General features: G+C 52.1%; 14 protein-coding genes. 1 reads left to right on the forward strand and 13 read right to left on the reverse strand.

What is annotated here, in order from left to right; translation table 11 throughout:
* Nucleotides 1–24 precede the first annotated feature (24 nt).
* Both WES_RS04725 and amiC read right to left on the reverse strand, forming a co-directional pair.
* Nucleotides 25–849, reverse strand: a complete 825-nt coding sequence (locus WES_RS04725; RefSeq protein ID WP_016159637.1) for a PRD domain-containing protein — start codon at nt 847–849, stop codon at nt 25–27.
* A 261-nt stretch (nt 850–1110) separates the two neighbouring features.
* A complete protein-coding gene (gene amiC / locus WES_RS04720; protein ID WP_000016908.1) occupies nt 1111–2364 on the reverse strand; it encodes an N-acetylmuramoyl-L-alanine amidase AmiC in 1254 nt (417 codons plus the stop codon).
* A gap of 229 nt (nt 2365–2593) precedes the next feature.
* On the opposite strand from amiC, the gene argA reads away from it, so the two are divergent.
* Nucleotides 2594–3925 carry an amino-acid N-acetyltransferase gene (argA, locus tag WES_RS04715; protein WP_000237966.1) on the forward strand — a complete coding sequence of 444 codons (1332 nt, stop codon included), beginning with the start codon at nt 2594–2596 and terminating at the stop codon, nt 3923–3925.
* Nucleotides 3926–4006: 81 nt separating this feature from the next.
* Here argA and recD read toward each other — a convergent pair whose 3' ends face one another.
* The 11 genes from recD to ptsP all read right to left on the reverse strand — a co-directional run bounded on the left by recD (nt 4007) and on the right by ptsP (nt 21808).
* Nucleotides 4007–5833, reverse strand: coding sequence for an exodeoxyribonuclease V subunit alpha (gene recD, locus WES_RS04710; RefSeq protein WP_016159638.1), 1827 nt, complete (start codon nt 5831–5833; stop codon nt 4007–4009).
* Nucleotides 5833–9375, reverse strand: a complete 3543-nt coding sequence (gene recB, locus WES_RS04705) for an exodeoxyribonuclease V subunit beta (RefSeq protein WP_016159639.1) — start codon at nt 9373–9375, stop codon at nt 5833–5835. The genes recD and recB overlap by 1 nt, the downstream gene beginning before the upstream one ends.
* Nucleotides 9368–12256 (reverse strand): pitrilysin, encoded by a 2889-nt coding sequence (gene ptrA, locus WES_RS04700; protein ID WP_016159640.1) that lies wholly within the window; start codon nt 12254–12256, stop codon nt 9368–9370. Before ptrA ends, recB begins: the two co-directional genes overlap by 8 nt.
* Before the next feature lie 175 nt (nt 12257–12431).
* Entirely contained in the window at nt 12432–15800 is a 3369-nt protein-coding gene (gene recC, locus WES_RS04695) for an exodeoxyribonuclease V subunit gamma (RefSeq protein WP_000946863.1), read from the reverse strand.
* A gap of 12 nt (nt 15801–15812) precedes the next feature.
* The gene (locus tag WES_RS04690; protein ID WP_001276468.1) at nt 15813–16136 is read right to left on the reverse strand and encodes a prepilin-type N-terminal cleavage/methylation domain-containing protein; all 324 of its coding nucleotides are present in this window, start codon (nt 16134–16136) and stop codon (nt 15813–15815) included.
* Complete coding sequence (locus WES_RS04685; RefSeq protein WP_016159641.1) at nt 16121–16528, reverse strand: DUF2509 family protein; 408 nt, start codon at nt 16526–16528, stop codon at nt 16121–16123. Before WES_RS04685 ends, WES_RS04690 begins: the two co-directional genes overlap by 16 nt.
* On the reverse strand, nt 16525–17088 hold the full coding sequence (locus WES_RS04680) for a prepilin peptidase-dependent protein (protein WP_001144305.1): 564 nt from the start codon (nt 17086–17088) through the stop codon (nt 16525–16527). The genes WES_RS04685 and WES_RS04680 overlap by 4 nt, the downstream gene beginning before the upstream one ends.
* Entirely contained in the window at nt 17079–17549 is a 471-nt protein-coding gene (locus tag WES_RS04675; protein ID WP_000857048.1) for a prepilin peptidase-dependent protein, read from the reverse strand. Before WES_RS04675 ends, WES_RS04680 begins: the two co-directional genes overlap by 10 nt.
* 185 nt (nt 17550–17734) lie before the next feature.
* Complete coding sequence (gene thyA / locus WES_RS04670) at nt 17735–18529, reverse strand: thymidylate synthase (RefSeq protein ID WP_000816226.1); 795 nt, start codon at nt 18527–18529, stop codon at nt 17735–17737.
* Nucleotides 18530–18535: 6 nt separating this feature from the next.
* Complete coding sequence (gene lgt, locus WES_RS04665) at nt 18536–19411, reverse strand: prolipoprotein diacylglyceryl transferase (RefSeq protein WP_000204651.1); 876 nt, start codon at nt 19409–19411, stop codon at nt 18536–18538.
* A 150-nt stretch (nt 19412–19561) separates the two neighbouring features.
* Nucleotides 19562–21808 carry a phosphoenolpyruvate--protein phosphotransferase gene (gene ptsP, locus WES_RS04660; protein ID WP_000957933.1) on the reverse strand — a complete coding sequence of 749 codons (2247 nt, stop codon included), beginning with the start codon at nt 21806–21808 and terminating at the stop codon, nt 19562–19564.

Consider the following 21808-nt stretch of genomic DNA (forward strand, 5'->3'; position numbering starts at 1 on the left):
ATCTCATAAAAATATTATATGTAGTTAGTCCATTAATACTTTGGTGCGAATAGAGAGATATAGCTTTTCTTCTAAAATCAATTCATATTTAAACGTGCTGTACAGATACCTTTCTATTTCATGAATAGCGCGTTGCAATTGAATGTCTTTTTCAAGAAACTGTTCATAGATATCGCCAATATCTTTCTGTTTTATTTTTTCATTGCATAATACTCGACAAGAAAAATACTTAAGATGCATCATAAATCTTGAATAGTTAAATGAACTCCTGTCCACCCTTCTGTTATAAATCCCCTCAATAATCTCCGTAATTTTTTGAGACAACTCAATAATTCGTACAGATTCATAATCAATTGAGTTTTCATAGTTATTTAAAATATGTAATGCAATAAAACCAATCTCGTCATCCGGAAGCTGAAAGCTAAATTGATCATTGATGATTGTTAATGCATCCCGACTTATCGCATATTCTGCTTTATACAACGCTTTGATTTCCTCAAGGAAAACATTATTAATTTGTATTCCGGAGGCTACTCGGGATATTGCATTCGAAATGTGATCGGCAAGAATGAGCAGTAGCGATGGATTTAGCTTTTTTTCAAGATTGATCTCCGCATATTGCACTATCTTTTCAGCCACAAATACATACTCAATATCCACATGCTCAATCAGTTTGTAGAGTTTATTTTTTTGCTCATTCCTGACATAAAAAATTCGGTTAGCCGGATGTTCGGGTACAGGCATACCATATTTTTTGTTGTAACCGACACCAGGTCCAGAAATGATAACCTCCTGTCCATTCATCGATGCCTGCACACAATTATTGTTCATGACTTTTTCGATGATCATTTCATGGCTCCAAAAAAAAAGGCAAGGCACGTCAGAAGTAATAATTACTTCAAACATTGCCTTGCCTGATTTAACAGTTACAAGATGATTAACTAATGCCTATACCTTACACGGGATTGCCTTTAATAAAAGAGACGCCAGGCTTATTTTTCAAGCTAACTTTCAAATATTCGACAGCAGTCACAAAATCATCGTTTAACATTCATATAAATAATATCCATTCAATTAAATATAAATTAATTGAATGGATAAATTAAAACATCATCCCCTTCTCGCCAGCGTCGCTCCATCGGCAAAATACGCTTTAATTCCCGCAAGAATGGACTCTGCAACTTCCTGCTGGAAAGTCGCCGTTTTCAGTTTGCGCTCTTCCTCAACGTTACTGATAAACGCCGTTTCGACCAGAATGGAGGGAATATCAGGCGCTTTCAGCACGGCAAACCCGGCCTGCTCGACCTGATTTTTATGCAGCTTGTTGATTTTACCAAGTTTATTTAGTACTGCCCTACCAAACTTCAGGCTGTCGGCAATGGTCAGCGACTGCACCATATCAAACATGGTGTGGTCGACATAGCGGTCGCCGCTTTTGCTCACACCACCAATTAAGTCCGAGGCGTTCTGGGTTTGCGCCAGATATTTTGCCGCAGTACTGGTTGCGCCTTTGGTCGAAAGCGCAAACACCGAGGAACCGCTCGGCTGGCGGCTGGTAAAGGCATCTGCATGGATAGAGACAAACAGGTCAGCACGTTGTTTCTGTGCTTTTGCTACGCGCACTTGCAATGGAATGAAGATGTCTTCATTACGCGTCATGTACACCTTCATATTGCCCTCTTTCTCGATCAGAGAGCGCAGACGGCGGGCAATTTGTAATACCACGTCTTTTTCACGCGTTTTGTATTTCCCCACTGCGCCGGAGTCTTCGCCACCGTGGCCAGGGTCAAGCATGATGACAATCGGGCGATCGCGCCCTGCCTTACCTGGCTGCGGACCACTTTGCGCAGGCGGCACCTGTTTTTCGAGATCGCCTTTGTTGTAATCCTCCAGCAGAGCCAGCAGCGGGTCTTGCATATCCTGCGCATTGACCGGATAGAGATCCATCACCAGACGCTCTTTAAATCCGGCAACCGGCGCGAGGGCAAACATCTGTGGTTTTACGTTTTGCTTTAATTCAAAAACCATCCGCACGGTTTGCGGATCAAATTGCCCGACACGAGCTGACTTGATGAACGGGTCGTCAGCACGAATTTGTGCCGCCATCCCCTTGAGCACCGAGTTCAGGTTTACATCTTCAATATCCACCACCACGCGCTCAGGATTACTCAACGCGAACTGCTTATATTTCAGCTGACGATTTGATTCAACCGTCACACGGGTATAGCTGGACGCAGGCCAGACGCGCACCGCCACGACCTGGCTGACCGCAGCCAGGCTGACCTGACTTACGCTCAATAGCCACATGGCACCCGCGCCTTGCAGTAAACGACGACGGCTGATTGCAGTATTGGATCCTGACATGCCTCTCCCGAGCAAAAAATCTAAGCTGTGTAACAAGTAAACGACCAATTTGACCGGAAACTTTAGCGAAAGACGCATAATCTGTCATCTATAAAACGGTAAACATTCTTTTTATATTCACGGCATTACTGATAAAAAAGTTGCTCATGCGTAAAATTTGCACTTGCACACGACAAAAAAACAGAATAAAAATACATTAATTTCGAATAATCATGCAAAGAGGTGTGCCGTGGTGAAGGAACGTAAAACCGAGCTGGTCGAGGGATTCCGCCATTCGGTTCCCTATATCAACACTCATCGGGGAAAAACGTTTGTCATCATGCTCGGCGGCGAAGCCATTGAGCATGAGAATTTCTCCAGTATCGTTAATGATATTGGGCTATTGCACAGCCTCGGCATACGTCTGGTCGTCGTCTATGGCGCGCGTCCACAGATCGACGCGAATCTGGCGGCGCATCATCACGAACCGCTGTACCACAAGAATATACGCGTGACTGACGGCAAAACGCTGGAGCTGGTGAAGCAGGCTGCGGGGACATTGCAACTAGACATCACAGCACGCCTGTCGATGAGCCTCAACAACACACCGTTGCAGGGCGCTCATATCAACGTCGTCAGTGGCAATTTTATTATTGCCCAGCCGCTGGGCGTCGATGACGGCGTGGATTACTGCCATAGCGGGCGTATCCGGCGGATTGACGAAGAAGCGATTCATCGCCAACTGGACAGCGGTGCGATTGTGCTAATGGGGCCGGTGGCGGTTTCGGTCACTGGCGAGAGCTTTAACCTGACCTCGGAAGAGATTGCCACACAACTGGCCATCAAACTGAAAGCCGAGAAGATGATTGGTTTTTGCTCTTCACAGGGCGTCACCAATGACGATGGCGATATTGTCTCCGAACTTTTCCCTAACGAGGCGCAAGCGCGAGTAGAAGCCCAGGAAGAGAAAGGCGATTACAACTCTGGTACGGTGCGCTTTTTGCGTGGCGCGGTGAAAGCCTGTCGCAGCGGTGTTCGTCGCTGTCATTTAATCAGTTATCAGGAAGATGGCGCGCTATTGCAAGAGCTGTTCTCACGTGACGGTATCGGTACGCAGATTGTGATGGAAAGCGCGGAGCAGATCCGTCGCGCAACAATCAACGATATTGGCGGTATTCTGGAGTTGATTCGCCCGCTGGAGCAGCAAGGCATTCTGGTACGTCGTTCTCGCGAACAACTGGAGATGGAAATCGACAAATTCACTATTATTCAGCGCGATAACACAACTATTGCCTGCGCCGCGCTCTATCCGTTCCCGGAAGAGAAAATTGGGGAAATGGCCTGTGTGGCGGTACACCCGGATTACCGTAGTTCATCACGGGGCGAGGTTTTACTGGAACGCATTGCCGCTCAGGCGAAGCAGAGCGGGTTAAGCAAATTGTTTGTGCTGACCACGCGCAGTATTCACTGGTTCCAGGAGCGCGGATTTACCCCGGTGGATATTGACTCACTGCCGGAGAGCAAAAAGCAGATGTACAACTACCAGCGTAAATCAAAGGTGTTGATGGCGGATTTAGGGTAAGCGATGGATATAGCCGGATGCGGCATACGCAATACCTCCAGGCATGATAAGACGCCCATGCGTCGCATCAGGCAATCACGTTTATTCCCGCGAACTAAACAACGCTGCCAGCCCGCTACGCCGCTCGGTGCGCGTGGCGATTGCCGCACTCAATATGCGCTCATCGGCATATAGCGACAAACGGCGACGCGCACGGGTTACCGCAGTGTAAACCAGCTCTCGTGTTACCACCGGTGTACGCTGGCTCGGTAAAATCAACGCCGCATGGTCGAACTCCGATCCCTGCGATTTATGTACCGTCATAGCCCACGTAGTTTCGTGCTCCGGCAGGCGGCTCGGTTGCACTGACTTGATATTGCCATCTGGCATCGCAAACCAGACGCGCGTTCCCTGCCCGCGATCCAGCGCAATCCCGATATCACCATTGAACAACCCAAGCGCGCTGTCATTGCGGGCAATCATTACCGGCCTGCCTTCGTACCAGCGCGAGTGCGGATGACGATGAATTTTGCGCTTCTGTTGCATAAACTGTTCAATTCGCTCATTCAGTCCAGCGACGCCAAATGGCCCTTCCCGCAGGGCGCACAATAGCTGGTATTCATTGAACGCTTGAATGATTAAATCCGGCTCGGCACGTGCTTGTAGCAGATCCAGATAACGTCCGTAACCCGCAAGAGCTTCTTCAAGCATCGCAATATAGTCTTCGCCGTTCTGCAAAAGCCGTTTTTCGATGTCAGTAAAATCCTGCTGAAAAACCGTTTTTACTGCCGTTTTATCACCACGGTTGATCGCCGCAGCTAACTGACCAATGCCAGAATCGCTGCCGAAACGGTAGCTTTTTTGCAGCAGGCAGAGGCTATCGCGCAAAGATGCCGCTTCTGTGCCACTTCCCGCTGGAACGTGACTTCCTGTCAGACGACTTAATTGCCCGGCACGCTCTGCGGTAAACCCTGCGTTGGCATAAGCGCAGATATCGCCCAGCACAGCCCCAGCCTCAACGGAAGCCAGTTGATCGCGATCGCCAAGAAAGATCACTCTGGCATGATCGGGCAAGGCGTCGATCAGTCTCGACATCATAGGCAGATCGATCATTGATGCTTCATCGACCACCAGCACATCAAGATGCAGTGGGTTACCTACATGATGACGTAAACGCTGACTGCCCGGCTGCGCGCCCAGCAAGCGGTGCAAAGTGCTGGCGTCTTCCGGAATGCGTTTCTTTTGTTCATCGGTCAGCGGTAACTGGCGCAAAGCCTTGCCAAGCGATTCGGTTAAGCGCGCAGCAGCTTTCCCCGTTGGCGCGGCCAGTCGGATACGGCAGCGTTCGCCGTCTGCCATCTGAATTAACGCAGCCAACAACTTCGCCACGGTAGTCGTTTTACCTGTGCCAGGGCCGCCGGAAATCACCGAGATCCGCCGCGTCAGCGCCACTGCCGCTGCGACTTTTTGCCAGTTGATCTCATCACCTGGCGGGAAGAGTTTATCCAGCGTTTGCTTTAGCAACGTTTCATCCACCTCAATGGCATGATTCACTTCGTTGAAAAATCGCGCCACTGTGCGCTCATTACACCACATGCGATTCAGGTAAAGGCGATCGCCACAAAGGATCATTGGCGTTGGTTCATCTCCCCGGCTGACCGCTTGTGAAGCTAGCAAGCACTCTTCCCAATTTTGTAGCTCACCGATTTCACTGACACAGGTCGCCAACAGCGGATGTGACGCCTCGTTATTTTCCAGTCGTGAAAGCGGCAAACAGACGTGCCCTTCCCCAGCGTCGTGGCTTAACAGTGCCGCCGCAAGGGTGACGGCGGGATGTTCATCACCCGCCACGGTCAGGGCGAACTGCACATCCAGCGGGCGTAGCTGTTTGTGCTCCACAGCTTCCAGTAATTGCTTTTGCAATTTCATTACGCCTCCTCCAGGCTCATACCGGCAAACATCTCATCCATCAGCGCAATCAACCCGGCATCGGGGCGGGTTGCGTAAATTCCTTGTTGCGGATGTTCTTTATCAACACCACGCAGGAACAGATAGATAACGCCGCCAAAGTGGCGCTCATAGTCGTAATCAGCAATTCGATGGCGCAGATAACGATGCAGCGCCAGGGTATAAAGCTGATATTGCAGATCATAGCGGTGTGCCTGCATCACCGCTGCCATAGCCTGTTGGGTGTAAGCCGAACTGTCTTCACCCAGCCAGTTGGATTTATAGTCGAGCAGGTAATAACGCCCTTCATGGCGAAACACCAGGTCGATAAAGCCTTTTAACATGCCGCGCACCTGCATGAACTCCAGCGGCGGGCAGCCAGCGGATAGCGAGTCAAACTGGCGGATTAGCGCATCAAGCTGGCTGGCAATAAGCGGCTCGCTAATCGGCAGGTAAAACTCCATCTCCACCTGTTTATCGCGGGCGGAAAGCTGACTCAGCGTGACGCCAGTTTCATTGAGCGGCGCCTGAAGAATAGCGGTGATCCACTCGGTCAACACAGGTTCCCACTGCGGTTCAAAGCCGCCAAGTTCCAGTTTTTCTCGCACCCAGTTCGGGTCAACCGGCTGGGTAAAATCCAGATCCTCAAACAAACTGTGCAAGAACGTCCCCGGTGAGGCGCCGCGCGGAAACTGATGCGGTGTTAACGTAGGTTCTTCAACAACACTAACCACGCCTGCGGCGTCAACATCCAGCCGTGGCATCAGATCCTGAGCGATACCGTGACCACGCTGCTGCAAACCAGAATAACTGGTGACGCGCCAGTTATCGCCGGGCAAACGTTGTAGCGTCTTCGCATTCAGTTCTGCTGTAGAAACATCATTAACCTGCCAGGGTTGGTTATCACCCGTTTGTGCCGTTTGCCAGGCGATATCATCATCGCACAGAGCCTCAATACAGGCGCGAAGCCCTGCCGCATCTTGTGGTTCCCCTTTTTGCAGCAAGCGCCCGAGCGCACTTTGATGGACGTCGGTGTCACCTTTTTTATCGCCACGACGGCGCACCAGCGGCGCAACGCCGAGACTGCAATGCCAGACCGAACGCGTCAGCGCCACGTAAAGCAAACGCAGATCTTCCGCCAGACGTTCGGCCTCGGCGAGATCGACGCTTTCTGGCGCAGCGTTAAGATCAAGTACAGCCTCAAACGAATGACGATCGTGATAGAACGCCTGATCCTGGACACGGAAATTGGTGATAAACGGCAACCAGACCAGCGGATATTCCAGTCCTTTCGATTTATGGATCGTGACGATCTGCACCAGATGTTTGTCACTTTCGAGGCGCATTTGCTGGCTGGAAGCGTTACTGTCGGGTTCGAGGATATGTTGCGATAACCAGCGTACCAGCGCATGTTCACTTTCCAGCTGCGTTCCGGCTTCTTGTAGCAGTTCGCTGATATGCAAGATATCGGTAAGACGACGCTCGCCACCTGCCGTGGCCAGCAGGTTTTCTGCAATGTTGCGCGCCGACATCAGCGCCCGCAGCATCGGCATAACGCCGCGTTTGCGCCAGATTTGTCGATACCTATCAAACTCTTCGACGACTGCATCCCACGCATTTTCGTTATCATTCAACGTTTCGATATCCAGGGCGTTCAACCCCATCATCGACGTTGCTAACGCACTGCGCAGAGTGTTCTCACGTTCAGGCGTCATTACAGCCTGCAACAGCCAAAGCATCTCCTGCGCTTCCAGTGTTTCAAAAACACTGTCGCGGTTCGAAAGGTAAACGGAAGGGATTTCCAGCAGCGTTAAAGCATCGCGCACCTGGGCGGCCTCCTGGCGGCTGCGTACCAGCACACTGATGTCCGAGGCGCGAACAGGACGCCCGTCGTCGCCGTTCATCAGCAATGCTTCGCCCCGCTGCCCGGCCTGTAGCCAGTCGCGGATTTGCGCAGCGCATACCTGCGCCATGGTACTTTGATAATCGCCAACACCGCAGCTTTCGCCTTCCATCAGCCACATTTTCATCGCAGGCTGCGTTTCACCTTTAAATACAAAACGCAGCGCCTGATTTTTTCCGGCTGATTTCACTGGAATAAACGGAATTTCGCGGAACATGAAAGCGTCATCAGCCTGGCTGAAAAGTTTGTTCACACTGTTCACCATTCCCGGCGCAGAACGCCAGTTGGTATCTAAGGTGTAGTGAGCGTGAACTTCGCTACGCGCCTTCATGTAGGTGAAGATATCTGCACCACGGAATGCGTAAATGGCCTGTTTCGGGTCACCAATCAGCAATAACGCCGTTTCCGGCTGATGGTGCCAGATACGGCGGAAAATCCGGTACTGCTGGGGGTCGGTATCCTGAAATTCGTCGATCATTGCTACCGGAAAGCGCGTACGGATCGCCGTTGCCAGCGCCTCTCCGCTTTCGCTACGCAGCGCGGAATCCAGCCGACTTAGCATGTCGTCAAAGCCCAGTTCGCCACGGCGACGTTTTTCACGTGCGACTGTTTCACGGATCTCAGCCAATGCGCGGGTGATCACCAGATCGCGGATCGATAATGGTTCGGCAAGCAATTGATCGATCGCTTCAAATAACGGGTGGCGCGGCGTCTCGCCCCCTGCTTTTGTGCGATCTTCTAAGAAACGCTGAGAAAATTTTTCCAGCGACTCAGGCAACTGGTAGCTGTTGGTCTCTTCTTCTGCCCAGGCACTGATCTTGTCTATCCATTTAGCCTGATTGCTACGGTTAAACTTGCGGCGATCAATACCGGAAGATTCGATCAGCGCATCCAGTTCACCTACTGCGTCACGCCACTGCTGTTTTACCACATCAATACGCGCCACAATTTGCGCGTGGCGGGAAGCCAGCGTTTCATCATCGGGCGGCGGTGCTTTGATAACCGGCGCTTCGCCTTGCAGATAACGATTAATATCGCGCAGCAACGCCTGCGGCCCTTTCCAGGTTTCAAAGACTACCTGGGCAATTTCACGCGGTAACGGATAGCAGTGGCGACGCCAGAAATCGGCGCAGGCCTGGTAGCGCAGTAGAGACTCGTCTTCAATCAGCTGCTGCTCAAACAACATGCCGGATTCAAAGGCATTCAGGTTGAGCATTCGCTGGCAAAAACCGTGGATGGTAAAGACTGCTGCTTCATCCATCTGTCGCTCAGCTAACAGCAACCACTGCGCGGCTTGCGCTTTATCGTCGATCTCTTCCAGCAGGCGTGCATACAGCGGATTGTCGGTGGTTTCACGCAGACAGGCGATGCGTAATTCATGAATATTGCTACGGATACGGCCACGCAATTCTGCAGTGGCAGCCTCGGTAAAGGTGACCACCAGCAGTTCTTCAACGGTCAATGGGCGGGGAAAGGCGGAGGAACCGCCTAGTCCAAGTAACAGGCGCAAATAGAGCGCCGCAATCGTAAAGGTTTTGCCTGTGCCGGCAGAGGCTTCAATCAGGCGCTCGCCCTGTAAGGGCAAGCGCAAAGGATCTAGTGTCTCGGCGACATCACTCATTCTTTTCACTCATCAGGGGCATTGTTTGCTGCAACGCGCTGACGTTCTCCCACACTTTCCAGCCTTCAGGATGTACATATTCGGCTTTCCCGTTCTGGCTGCCGGAAATCTGCGACAGGATAGCCATGCCTTGCGGCTCAACCACCGCCTGATGGAAGAAATCGGCCAGTTTTTGCGGCGTCAGCAGTTTTATCTGTGCCACAATTTTATCACGCGAATCGAAGCGCATATTGCCACGATCGAAATCTTTACTTAACTTCGATGCTTCTTCGCCGAGCGTTTGCGGAGCCTGCAGCATCTGGGTAATGACCGCCTGCTGAATTTGCGCGAACTCTTCTGGCTTCATCGCCCGCAATTTTGCCTCTGCGGTTGGGAAAAAGGCTTTGTATCGCTCCCACAGGTATGAAGGCTGTTTATCATTGCTTTGCAGCAAGAAGCCCATGCCCCACTGGCGACCCACACTCATAGGAAACGCGAACACGGCATAACCCAACTGTTCTTCGGTACGCAACTGATTGTAGAACCACGGCTGTACAATCTGCGCCAGCAGAGAACTGTAGGCTGAACTGGTGTATTCATCGTAGCCAGTCGGTACGAAAACCGCTGCCAGGGCAGAGTCGGTACTGTTACCGGCTTTTTCAAAGATGACGGACTGTTTTTTCTCAACCAGCACATCTTTGTTACGACACCACTCTGTGCCATCAGCGCCCAACTGTTTTTGCACATCGCGCGCCAGCGTTGTTGCCTGTGATTCGGTCATGTTGCCGATAACCATAAACTCTGGTCGTGCCCCCGTTTTTAAGGCGTCGCGGTAGGCCAGCACCTCTTTCAGAGTGATGGAGGGCAAAATTTTACGTCGCTCATCTCGCGAGAAGTACGGCACCTGCGAGAGCATCTGCGCGGGCATAATCGCCTGCTCGAACGCTTTGCCCTTTTCTGCGGAATCCATCATCTGGTTATACCAGGACTTCGCCTGCTCAAGCTGATCTTCCGTAGCGGTATAGCTAAAGTAGCCTTCCAGCAGAGCCTGGAACAGCTGCGGCAGGCGCTGGGTGTAACCATTGGCATTAACCATAAGGCCGTTGTTAGCATTGGTGGAAAAACTTATGCCACCAACCGACGCCTGGTTGCTTAACTGATCAAGCGCCAGCCCTGCGAGATAATCATTGAGCGCAAACATCACCTGATTGCGGGCGCTGTCCATGGCTTTCGGATTACGCAAAATCAGGCTGACATCAGCTTTGGGCTCGCTGGCAAAATAACGGCTTGGCGCATACACCACACGCAGATTCGACTCATCAACAATCAGCTCTGGATGGTCGTATTTCTTCTCTGACTTAATCAGCGAGAAATCGTCAGGAATATAGGGGTTAAGCTCCGGCAAGGAGAGCGCAATGTCGGCGGCTTTTTTCTGCCAGTCAGCGAAGGTTTGTTCGCTGATTTTATCGACCTGATACGGCGCATCGACAAAGTAAGCCGTTTTATTGTGCGGCTCTTTCGGACTGATATACCAGATACGCGCGTTCTGCGGCGTCATCATCGCCAGACGTTCTTTTACTGCTTTAGCATCATACCGATCGGCAATATTTACCGCGTCCAGCGTATGCTCAACAGGAACGCGAATCATGGTATCCGCCAGCCATTCGACGTAATCCATATCACGGGTGATTGACGGATAACGGAAGTCGATATCCAGCACATTCGCCAGCTCATCGAAATACTGTTTATCAATCCCTTTTTCGCGTAACAGATTGAGGTAGCTGAAAATGGCCGCCACAACCTGATCGCGATTCGCCAGACCTTTATCGGTTAAGGACGCAGAGATCGCTAATACGCCGCTGTTGCCGTTGACGATAGGATCGGAGTTGGCGCTAATGCCCTCAACTAATCCCTGCTTTTGCAGCCAGTCAGAAAGTGTACCTGGGCTGCGATTACCAATCAGATAGGTAATCAACTCATCCGTTTTACTACGGAACTTCTCCGAGTTGTTATCGATGCGAAACTCGACGCGCAGAACTTTACGCGGCAGTGCCGGGACGTAATGAATGATAATTCCCTTTTGCGCGTCGGTGACTACCGGTACGGTAATTTCCGGTTTCTGGCTCTCTTTGTTAGGCACGCGACCGAAGGTGTCCGCCGCCATTTTTGCCAGTTCCGGCAATGGTTTATTGCTATAGATAACCGCCTTCATCAGATTGGCAGAGTAATATTTCTCATGGAAATCTTTCAGCGCCTGCTGCACAGGATTACCGGGTTTGTCGCTTAAGGTTTCCAGGTTACCGCCAGAAAACTTTGAACCTGGGTGCGCCGGGTTAATGGTTTCTGCGCTGACCTGCGCCATGCGCATCCCGTCACGCGTGCGCGCCATGGTTAATTCTGCGTTCACTGCATTACGTTCACGTTCAGCATATTTCTTGTCGAGCAAGGGTTCAGCGATGGCATCGGCCAGGCGGTCTACTGCACCAGGCAAGGCATCGTTTTCCACTTCCAGATAGAAAGCGGTGCGATATGGTGCCGTACTGGCATTGTGACTGCCGCCGTGCATTTTGAGATATTCAGCGAGGCTATCTGCTTGAGGGTACTTTTTCGACCCCATCAGACTCATATGTTCAAGGTAATGCGCCAGCCCCTGATACGCCTCAGGATCTTCCAGCGACCCAACGGGCACTACCAGCGCCGAAAGCGATTTAACCGCCTGCGGATCAGAAACCAGCAAGACCACCATACCGTTATCCAGACGTATAGCCTGATACTGGCGGTTATCTTTATCACTTTTACGGATGGTTTCCTGAATCGGCTGCCATCCCGTTTCTGCCTGACTTAAGGGTGCCCAAAGGGCAACAAACAACAGTAATGCTTTGAACCAGGTGCTGCGGGGCATTCACGAACCTCATTATCAACTTTATTTTTCAACCAGATTCAATAGCTTAAAGAAAATCATCCGGCAGAATATAATCTTGTGCTGAACGAGCCAGCCAGTGTCTATATAACCATCAGTCCGTGACTGGTGCGCATCATAAAGTAAGCAGATGGATTGCGCGATTTTTATACAGAACTCATGACTGATTAAAACGAAACAGCGGTAACAGGAAACGCTGCGACTGATCAACGATGGCTTTCATTGTCTCTGGCGTTAATTGCCGCCAGAGCCGTTGATACCAGATATCATCACCTTCACCACGCACCATCATGTTGCCTTCGTAAGCCTGAAGGAATTTCGTACGAGCTTTTTGCAACGTGGAATCGTCATCCAGCATGGCATCGTTTTCCGCGTCATAACAGGTTTTTAGCCATGCGCCGCCACTTTCAGGTAACACCAGCAACGGCGTGGACATCCCTTCACGATACCCTTCAATCAGTTGGGAGAGGTAATGTAAAGCCTGTTCGGCTGCAAGCGGCGGGAAACGCCACTCGCCGTCTTTGCGTAGAAAAAGGCGGCTTTCACCGTTACCACCACTGGCACAGTAGACAAGGTGTTCTAACCAAAGTTGCATTCCCTGTGCCACACTGAGCAAAGAGGGACGCCAGCGCAACAGGCCATCCGGCTGAACCTGCGGCAACCACCCAGTTATCTGCACACCGTTGCAGGCGAGATCGATTTCCATACTTTGCCCCGGCTGGCGACAGGCAATGACTCTGTCAGCAAGCTGCTGCATCTCCTGACACTGCGTTTCCCAGAAAATTTCACCAAAAGCGCCGTACGGTAAATCCCCTGCCGCCCGGAAGCGGCGGAACAAGCGTTCTGCATCATCCTGATCCACCAACGCATTTAATAACTGCTGATTAATTTGATAACGGCTAAGCCCTTCAAGAATAAATGGTTCGGTATCGGGAATTTCGCTGTCTTCGGTACGGAAGTGCACCTGTAAACGCATCTGGAAAAACGCTCGCACCGGATGCGCCCAGAATCGTTGTAGTGTTTCCAGCGGCACGGTTTCCGGCAAGGTAAACGGTAAAGGCTGGACAAATTCAGAATGCGCCTTGCCTGCCTGGCTGGCTGCCGGTAGCCATTCACGTGCATAGCTTTGTAACTCGCCAGGCTGGTAGTTTTGCGGATCAAACGGCATCCGGGTATGGAGGCAAGTAAGATGCTCTTTTACCCGTACCTCGCTTTCATCACAGTTAAGCTCTTCATCACCCGGCAGATAATGACTTTGTCCAATGTAGTCGATCAGTTCTTGCACCAGCACCGACGGGAAACGTTCACTGTTATCCTGAATGGAACGCCCGATATAGCTGATATAGAGTTTTTGCTGCGCGGAAATTAACGCTTCCAGGAACAGATAGCGGTCATCATCGCGACGGCTACGATCGCCACGTTTCGGTTTCTGACTCATTAAATCAAAGCCCAATGGCGCAAGCTGGCGCGGATAAACACCATCGTTCATTCCCAGCAGGCAAACCACTTTGAACGGGATTGAACGCATTGGCATCAGCGTACAAATGTTAACCGGACCTGCAAGAAAACGCTGGCTGATACGTTCTTGATCGAGGCGTTGTGCCAGTTCATCACGTAACAGCGACAGCGGCACCGCGTCGCCATACTGCGCACCTAAACCTTCGGCGATAATCGCTTGCCATTGTTGTTCGATAAGCGTCATCGCCGCTTCAGTTTCCGCATCCGGCAGGAAGAAGGCGTTAAGCATATCGCGACAAACCGGCAGCCACTCCTCAAGCGGGCGCTCCTGCGCTAACCCGCGACGCCAGATATTCAGTTGCATTAGCAGTGACGCCAGATGCCCTACCAGTTCCGCAATTAAGCCGCTCGATTCATCATAAGGCAGAACCGATTGCCACTCGCCCTGGGCGCTCTCCATTGCATAGCCCAGCAACATGCGCGTCAGGCCAAATCGCCAGGTGTGTTGCCCGGTGGCGGGGAGTTCCAGCTCGCGAACGTTGTCGTCATCAATCCCCCAGCGAATGCCGGATTCATTAACCCACAGACGTAAATAACGTAGCCCTTCTTCGGTAATATCAAACCGCGCCGCCAGTACCGGCACGTCCAGCAGCGCCAGCACGTCCTCCGACACAAAGCGGCTGTCTGGCAGTGATAACAGGCTGATAAATGCTTCCAGCACCGGATGCGACTGCCGCGCCCGACGGTCGGAAATGGCATAAGGCAGGTAACGATCCGCAGGCGCGCTACCAAATACAGCCTGAATAAACGGACTGTAGCTATCGATGTCGGCCACCATCACGATGATGTCGCGTGGAGTAAGTGTCGGATCTTCTTCCAGCATCGCCAGCAGGCGATCGTGCAAAACTTCCACTTCGCGCTGCGGGCTGTGGCATACGTGGAAGGTGACGCTGTTATCTTGTGGATCAAGCAGACGTTTGTTATCGCTGCGGGAAAACTCTGCCAGATTCACGCCCGCAACGGCACGATTTTCCAGTTCGAGAATGTCGGACTGGATGTTATGCAACAGGCTGTCTGGCGTGACATCAACGAATGCGTCCAGCTCCTGACTGCTCTGGAGATCGGCAAGCAGATAGATGTAGTCGCGCCCCAGCTTTCCCCATGAGGCCAGTAGCGGGTTACCAACATCCTGTTCGCCGTCGCTGTTAAACAACTGTCCGGCGTTTTCGCTATCGCGGAATAGCGGCAATTCGCGATCTTCAAAACTGTGTCGGCGCTGGCGAGTCAGCAGTTTCGCCAGATAAGCCGGATCTTTAATATCGCCCCAGTAATAACGGCAGGGATTGGTAAACAGAAGATGGATTTCAATATGTTTACCCAGCGCCTGTAGCGCCTGTAGATAAACAGGCGGTAACGCGGAAATACCGCATATAAAGACGCGCGAAGGTAACCCCGGCGGGCAGGTCGTCGCGGACTCCAGCGTTTCGATAAAGCGTTGATAGAGATTGGCACGGTGCCAGCGCGGTTGCCCCAGTTCATGGGTATATTCCACCAGCGCCTTCCACAAGGGAGCTTGCCAGGCCTGCGCTTCTCCCAGCCCTTCAACCAGGTGTCCCGCTTCCCACTGTGTCAGCCAGTCCGGTCGATAGACCAGATACTGGTCAAACAGGTCCGCCGCTTTTGAGGAAAGCTGAAACAGCTTGCGCTTGTCGCTATCGTCAGTCAGGTAATGACGCAACAGGGTAAAATCTTCGCGATCCAGCAGTTGCGGCAGCAGAGTCATCAGTTTCCAGCTCATGCTTTGCTTGTTGAAGGCGCTCTCTTTAGGGATCTCCGGCAATACGCGGACGAACATATCCCAGATAAAGCTCGCCGGCAGCGGGAAATCAATGTTTGCCGCAATGCCGAACTTCTGCGACAGCGTCATTTGCAGCCACTGCGCCATACCGGTACTTTGCACCAGAATCATTTCTGGTTCGAAAGGATCGTCCAGCCGTTCGCGTTCGACGATAAACTCCATCAACGCTTCCAGCACGTCCAGACGATTGGAATGGTAGACCCTTAGCATAGCGGCTCCTGACTACTGACGATTCGGGCAATGCAGGCGGGTCATCTCGCCTTCTCTGCCCCCGGGTGAAACTAACGTAACGCTGATGCTGACACATCCCGCCTGCGATGTCTGCATTCGGTTAACCTGCCAGTTGGCAGGTGGCGAAATCGCGCGCAGTTGCGTTTGCTGCCAGCCATGCCGCCAGAGTTGCAGATACTGGTTTCTGCTGGCAAGACTGTTCATTAATGTTCTCTGATACCCCGATAACGCAGTGACAATCATCACCATCAGCACCATCGCCAACATCACTTCCGGCAGGCTAAAGCCTTGTTGATTCTTCAGGGAAGCTGACATAACGCCCCCTCTTTCTGCGGACAAAAATCACTCCAGCCGCGTGACGAAAAAACAATGTTTCCATCGTTCACTTCGCCTGTTCGCCATAATGAAACGCCTTCATAACCGGCAATCAGCAAGGTTTGATTATCTGCCAGTAAACGCAGACAAACCCGGGCACCGGTTGCAGCGTACTGTGAGCACTGAACTGCGGGCTGTGTCTGCCAGGAGTGCATTTTGCCCCATTCCAGCGCCGACTGTACGATAGTCTGGCGGCGCAATGACTGGCTTTCCATAGTCACCCGAGAGGCAAAACTGCGATCCTGTTGGCTCATTCCCTGTAGCAGCAAGCTGCCCAAAACCAGCAACATTAGAACCAGTGCCAGCGATGAAACTCCCCGTTCACTATTCACAGGTTGAATCCTGTTACGCTATAGCTGGCATCCACCACGGTTTGTGGTTCAGCCTTACTGGCGCCCCGCATATTCACCGTCAACACCGGCGAGAAACCGCTGACATCCTGACGCACGACCTGAAAAGTGTCGATAATGATGGCATCCGGATTAGTGACTTTATCCCAGCCCTTACCTTCACAAGATGTCGCACCGCGTAGCGTTTCCAGCACATGCTCCTTCAGACGAAATCCAATCTGGTCGGACTCTTTTACCGGTTCGCTCTCCCAGATACCGTTACTGTTCGCATCCCACTGCACAATGATACAGTCCCCCTGCCCGACAATGACCAGCCCCTCGCCAGTGCAGCTCCCATGACAATAACCTGCTCTCTGGAGATGCTTCGCGACTGTAAATATCCGCAGCCAGATTTCATCTTCCAGCGCCAGCTTACGGGTGCTCGTCAAACTTTCACGCTGTAATGCAGGCAGAAATCGTGCAGCCCCCAGCAACAGTACGCTACTGATCGCCATAGCAATCAAAACTTCCAACAGAGAAAATCCTTGCTCTTTTACAGGCATCCTTCTGTTTCTCCTTTCTGGCAAAGCCGGAGCCTTCCCCACGGCGAAACCACCAGCCACCACTCTCCCGCTGAATTTTTGAAGCGAATATGCCCGGCCCATGCGGTATTGCGCAGGCCAAAGAAAGTGAGCGAAGGCGTCAGGTCGTTCATTTCTACGTCGGGCCAGCGTGGCACAAAGACCAACGGTGAACTGCCATGACAGGCATTCGCCCCTGCGGCAGAACTCACAAGACACCATAACTTCCCCTCCCTGATGACGCTGATACTGTGGTCGCGGTTATGCCAGTTGGCATCCTCACGTAAATAGAGCAAATAGTCCCGCGCCTGGCTGGCGGTTTGCCAGAGCCGTTGCGACTGCTGCCAGTATTGCCAGCCATAGAGTCCACTTGCGCTTAGCATGACCAAAATCAGCATCGCAACCAGCGTTTCAATCAGCGTATAACCACGTTGTGTTTTCATGCCGGCAGTATGGAGCGAGGAGAAAAAAAGACGAGGGCCAGTTTCTCATTCTTCGGCGCGTCTTCCGGACTATTTACGCTGTTGCAAGGCGTTGCAAAATTTCGGGAAGGCGTCTCGAAGAATTTAGCGAAGGATAAAAAAAACCGACGCACACTGGCGTCGGCTCTGGCAGGATGTTGCGTAATTTAGATAGCAACCGGCGCTTTAATTCCCGGATGCGGATCGTAGCCTTCAATCTCAAAGTCTTCGAAACGGTAGTCGAAGATGGATTCAGGTTTACGTTTGATAATCAGCTTCGGCAGCGGACGCGGTTCACGACTTAATTGCAGATGGGTTTGATCCATATGATTGCTGTACAGGTGCGTATCGCCACCGGTCCAGACAAAATCACCCACTTCCAGATCGCACTGCTGCGCCATCATATGCACCAGTAACGCGTAGCTGGCAATGTTAAACGGCAGGCCGAGGAAGACGTCGCAGGAACGCTGATAAAGCTGGCAAGAGAGTTTGCCGTCTGCCACATAGAACTGGAAGAACGCATGGCATGGAGCCAGCGCCATTTTATCCAGTTCGCCTACGTTCCATGCCGAAACAATAATGCGGCGGGAATCCGGGTCGTTTTTCAGCTGGTTCAGTACCGTAGTAATCTGGTCAATATGACGACCATCCGGCGTGGGCCAGGCGCGCCACTGTTTACCATAAACCGGACCAAGATCGCCGTTTTCATCGGCCCATTCGTCCCAGATGGTGACATTGTTTTCGTGCAGATAAGCAATGTTAGTGTCGCCCTTCAGGAACCACAGCAGCTCGTGGATAATGGAACGCAGGTGGCAACGTTTGGTTGTCACTAACGGGAATCCATCCTGGAGGTTAAAACGCATCTGATGACCAAAAATGGAAAGCGTTCCGGTTCCGGTACGGTCGTTTTTCTGTGTGCCTTCGTCGAGCACTTTTTGCATCAGTTCTAAATACTGTTTCATGGTTCCTCAGGAAACGTGTTGCTGTGGGCTGCGACGATATGCCCAGACCATCATGAAAACACCCGCGACAATCATCGGGATGGAAAGAATTTGCCCCATGCTGATGTACTGCACCCATGCGCCGGTGAACTGCGCATCGGGCTGGCGGAAAAACTCAACAATGATGCGAAACGCGCCATAGCCAATCAGGAACAAGCCCGAGACAGCCCCCATCGGGCGCGGTTTACGGATATACAGGTTGAGGATAATAAACAGCACCACACCTTCCAGCAGCATCTCGTAAAGTTGCGACGGGTGACGCGGTAGTACGCCGTAGGTGTCGAAAATAGATTGCCACTGAGGGTTGTTTTGCAGCAGCAGAATGTCTTCAGTACGGGAGCCTGGGAACAGCATGGCAAACGGGAAGTTCGGATCAACGCGCCCCCACAATTCACCGTTAATAAAGTTGCCCAGACGCCCGGCTCCAAGGCCAAATGGAATGAGCGGTGCTATAAAATCAGACACCTGGAAGAAGGAACGTTTGGTGCGGCGGGCGAAGATAATCATCACCACAATCACGCCAATCAGACCGCCGTGGAAAGACATGCCGCCGTCCCAGACACGGAACAGATACAGCGGATCGGCCATAAACTGCGGGAAGTTGTAGAACAGAACATAACCAATACGTCCGCCAAGGAAGACGCCGAGGAAGCCTGCATAGAGTAAGTTTTCAACTTCATTTTTGGTCCAGCCACTGCCCGGACGGCTAGCCCGACGCCCAGCCAGCCACATCGCAAAAATGAAACCCACCAGATACATCAGGCCGTACCAGTGAAGCGCAACGGGTCCTATTGAGAAAATGACCGGATCAAATTCCGGAAAATGCAGATAGCTACTGGTCATCTGTCACCACAAGTTCTTGTTATTTCGCTGAAAGAGAACAGCGATTGAAATGCGCGCCGCAGGTTTCAGGCGCTCCAAAGGTGCGAATAATAGCACAAGGGAACCTGGCTGGTTGCCGGATACCGTTAAAAGATATGTATATGATCCGCGCTATAACCCCCCGCGAATCAGCCCGCCCATACCGCGACGCTCCATAAATGCCGCGACCTGATGACGAACTTCGGTCGCCAGTTGCGCTTCCAGGCTGCGCTGCGCAAGATTTTCTGCTTCGGCAAAATCAATGCGCCGCAGCAGGTATTTGACGCGCGCGACAGAACGTCCGTTCATCGACAGATGGCGATACCCCAGCCCAATGAGGATTGCCACGCACATGGGATCGCCCGCCATTTCACCGCATAAACGCAGATCGATTCCCTGCGTTTCCGCCTCACGGGCGATCATCGCCAGAGCACGTAACATTGCAGGATGAAGGCTGTCATAAATGTTCGCGACCCGGGTGTTGTTGCGATCAACGGCCAGGATGTATTGAGTCAGATCGTTGGTGCCAACAGAGATAAAATCAACCCGATTTGCCAGATGCGGCAGCATAAATACCATTGAAGGTACTTCCAGCATGATACCGATGCGTGGTTTGGGAATTGCGTAACCGATCATCTCCTCAACTTCACGTCCGGCACGTTCAATCAGGCGACGCGCTTCGTCAACTTCATCGAGGCTTGTGACCATTGGCAACAGAATGTGCAGGTTGCCCGTTGCAGCATTGGCGCGCAACATCGCCCGCACCTGGATCAAAAAGATCTCCGGCTGATCGAGCGTAATGCGAATCCCACGCCATCCCAGGCATGGATTCTCTTCGCTGATCGGCATGTAAGGCAGTTGCTTGTCGGCTCCCACATCCAGCGTACGCAGAGTGACGGGTTTATCATTGAACATTTGCAGCATCCCCTGATACTGCGCCACCTGTTCTTCTTCCGACGGGAAACCACTTTGCAGCATGAAAGGGATTTCGGTGCGATAAAGACCGATACCATCAATGCGACTGCCCAGTTTTTCTTCATGTTCCGGGCTTAATCCCGCATTGAGCATGACTTTTATGCGCTCGCCGCTTTTTAACTGCGCGGGTAAATTGACGTCATCTTCCGCCAGACGACTAAGCTCTATCTCTTCGCTAATCAGCCGCTGATATTCTTGCAGCAGCACCGGCTCCGGGTCGACCAGCAATTCACCACGATAACCGTCAACGATCAGTGTGCGACGATGCAGCACCGAAGGCTGAATGTCCGCGCCCATCACGGTAGGGATCCCCAGCGCACGTACCATAATCGCAGCATGGGAGTTGGCTGCGCCATCGCGCACGACAACGCCGACTAAGCGATCCTGAGGCAGCTCTGCAAGAGTTGTCGCTGACAGTTCATCAGCCACCAGAATGAAACGTTCCGGCCAGGCGTTCGCCCCCTGGTTGGCATCATCAAGGTGAAACAACAATCGCTGGCCCAGCGCACGTAAATCACCGGCTCGCTCTTTGAGATAGCTATCACTTAGCGCAGCAAACTGTTCGGCGAATTTTTCAATGACCGTTTTCACCGCCCACTCTGCAACTGAGCCTTTATCCACCTCGTCAAATAATTCGCGACGCAGACGCGTGTCAGAAAGCAGGTGTGAGTAAAGATCGAAAATAGCCGCCGTTTCTTTTTGTGCACCGGCAGCAAAGCGTTTGCTGTAGCGACGAAACTCGTTAGCCGCTTCTTCCAGCGCCCCGGTCAGTCGCTCGCGTTCCAGAGCCGGATCCAGCGTTGATGCCTGATACACCTGTTCCATTAAGGGTAACGTGGCATCCTGCCAGCCTTCAGCAATCGCCACGCCGGGCGCTGCCGGTAATGCGCGGATTCGCGTCTGGCGATATTGCCCAAACAAGGCAGTCAACTGCGACTGAGAAAGAATAGCTGCCATCTGGGTGGCAAGCGTCACCAGGAAAGATTCTTCACTTTCGTTGTACTGCCGCAACTCTCGTTGCTGTACCACCAGTACACCAAGTAACTGGCGACGTTGAATAATTGGCACGCCTAAAAACGCGCGGAAACGTTCTTCTTTTACGGAGGGGATATATTTGAAGCTGGGGTGTTTTTGCGCATCCGCAAGGTTTATCGGTTCCGCCAGCCTGCCAACCAGGCCGACGATCCCTTCATCAAACGCGAGCGTTACGGTGCGACCACGTGGCTTTTTTAATCCCCGGGTCGCCATCAGGTAGTAACAACGTCGGTCGTGATCGGCCAGGTAGACCGAACAGACCTCGGTATCCATCGCAAGACAGATGTCGGTAACCAGAATATTTAACGCCTCATTCAGGCGTGGTGCGCTGGCTACCTTTTCGACTATTTCGCGCAGGCGAGTGAGCAT

It is taken from the genome of Escherichia sp. KTE31 (genome assembly GCF_000407925.1).
Lineage (GTDB): Bacteria > Pseudomonadota > Gammaproteobacteria > Enterobacterales > Enterobacteriaceae > Escherichia > Escherichia ruysiae.

Excerpts from the sequence above, each read along its gene's own strand:
- WES_RS04690 (WP_001276468.1), bottom strand. The coding sequence starts at position 16,136 with ATGTCAGCTTCCCTGAAGAATCAACAAGGCTTTAGCCTGCCGGAAGTG.
- recD (WP_016159638.1), bottom strand. The coding sequence starts at position 5,833 with ATGAAATTGCAAAAGCAATTACTGGAAGCTGTGGAGCACAAACAGCTA.
- ptsP (WP_000957933.1), bottom strand. The coding sequence starts at position 21,808 with ATGCTCACTCGCCTGCGCGAAATAGTCGAAAAGGTAGCCAGCGCACCA.
- recC (WP_000946863.1), bottom strand. The coding sequence starts at position 15,800 with ATGCTAAGGGTCTACCATTCCAATCGTCTGGACGTGCTGGAAGCGTTG.
- ptrA (WP_016159640.1), bottom strand. The coding sequence starts at position 12,256 with ATGCCCCGCAGCACCTGGTTCAAAGCATTACTGTTGTTTGTTGCCCTT.
- amiC (WP_000016908.1), bottom strand. The coding sequence starts at position 2,364 with ATGTCAGGATCCAATACTGCAATCAGCCGTCGTCGTTTACTGCAAGGC.
- lgt (WP_000204651.1), bottom strand. The coding sequence starts at position 19,411 with ATGACCAGTAGCTATCTGCATTTTCCGGAATTTGATCCGGTCATTTTC.
- thyA (WP_000816226.1), bottom strand. The coding sequence starts at position 18,529 with ATGAAACAGTATTTAGAACTGATGCAAAAAGTGCTCGACGAAGGCACA.
- recB (WP_016159639.1), bottom strand. The coding sequence starts at position 9,375 with ATGAGTGATGTCGCCGAGACACTAGATCCTTTGCGCTTGCCCTTACAG.
- WES_RS04725 (WP_016159637.1), bottom strand. The coding sequence starts at position 849 with ATGATCATCGAAAAAGTCATGAACAATAATTGTGTGCAGGCATCGATG.
- WES_RS04675 (WP_000857048.1), bottom strand. The coding sequence starts at position 17,549 with ATGAAAACACAACGTGGTTATACGCTGATTGAAACGCTGGTTGCGATG.
- WES_RS04680 (WP_001144305.1), bottom strand. The coding sequence starts at position 17,088 with ATGCCTGTAAAAGAGCAAGGATTTTCTCTGTTGGAAGTTTTGATTGCT.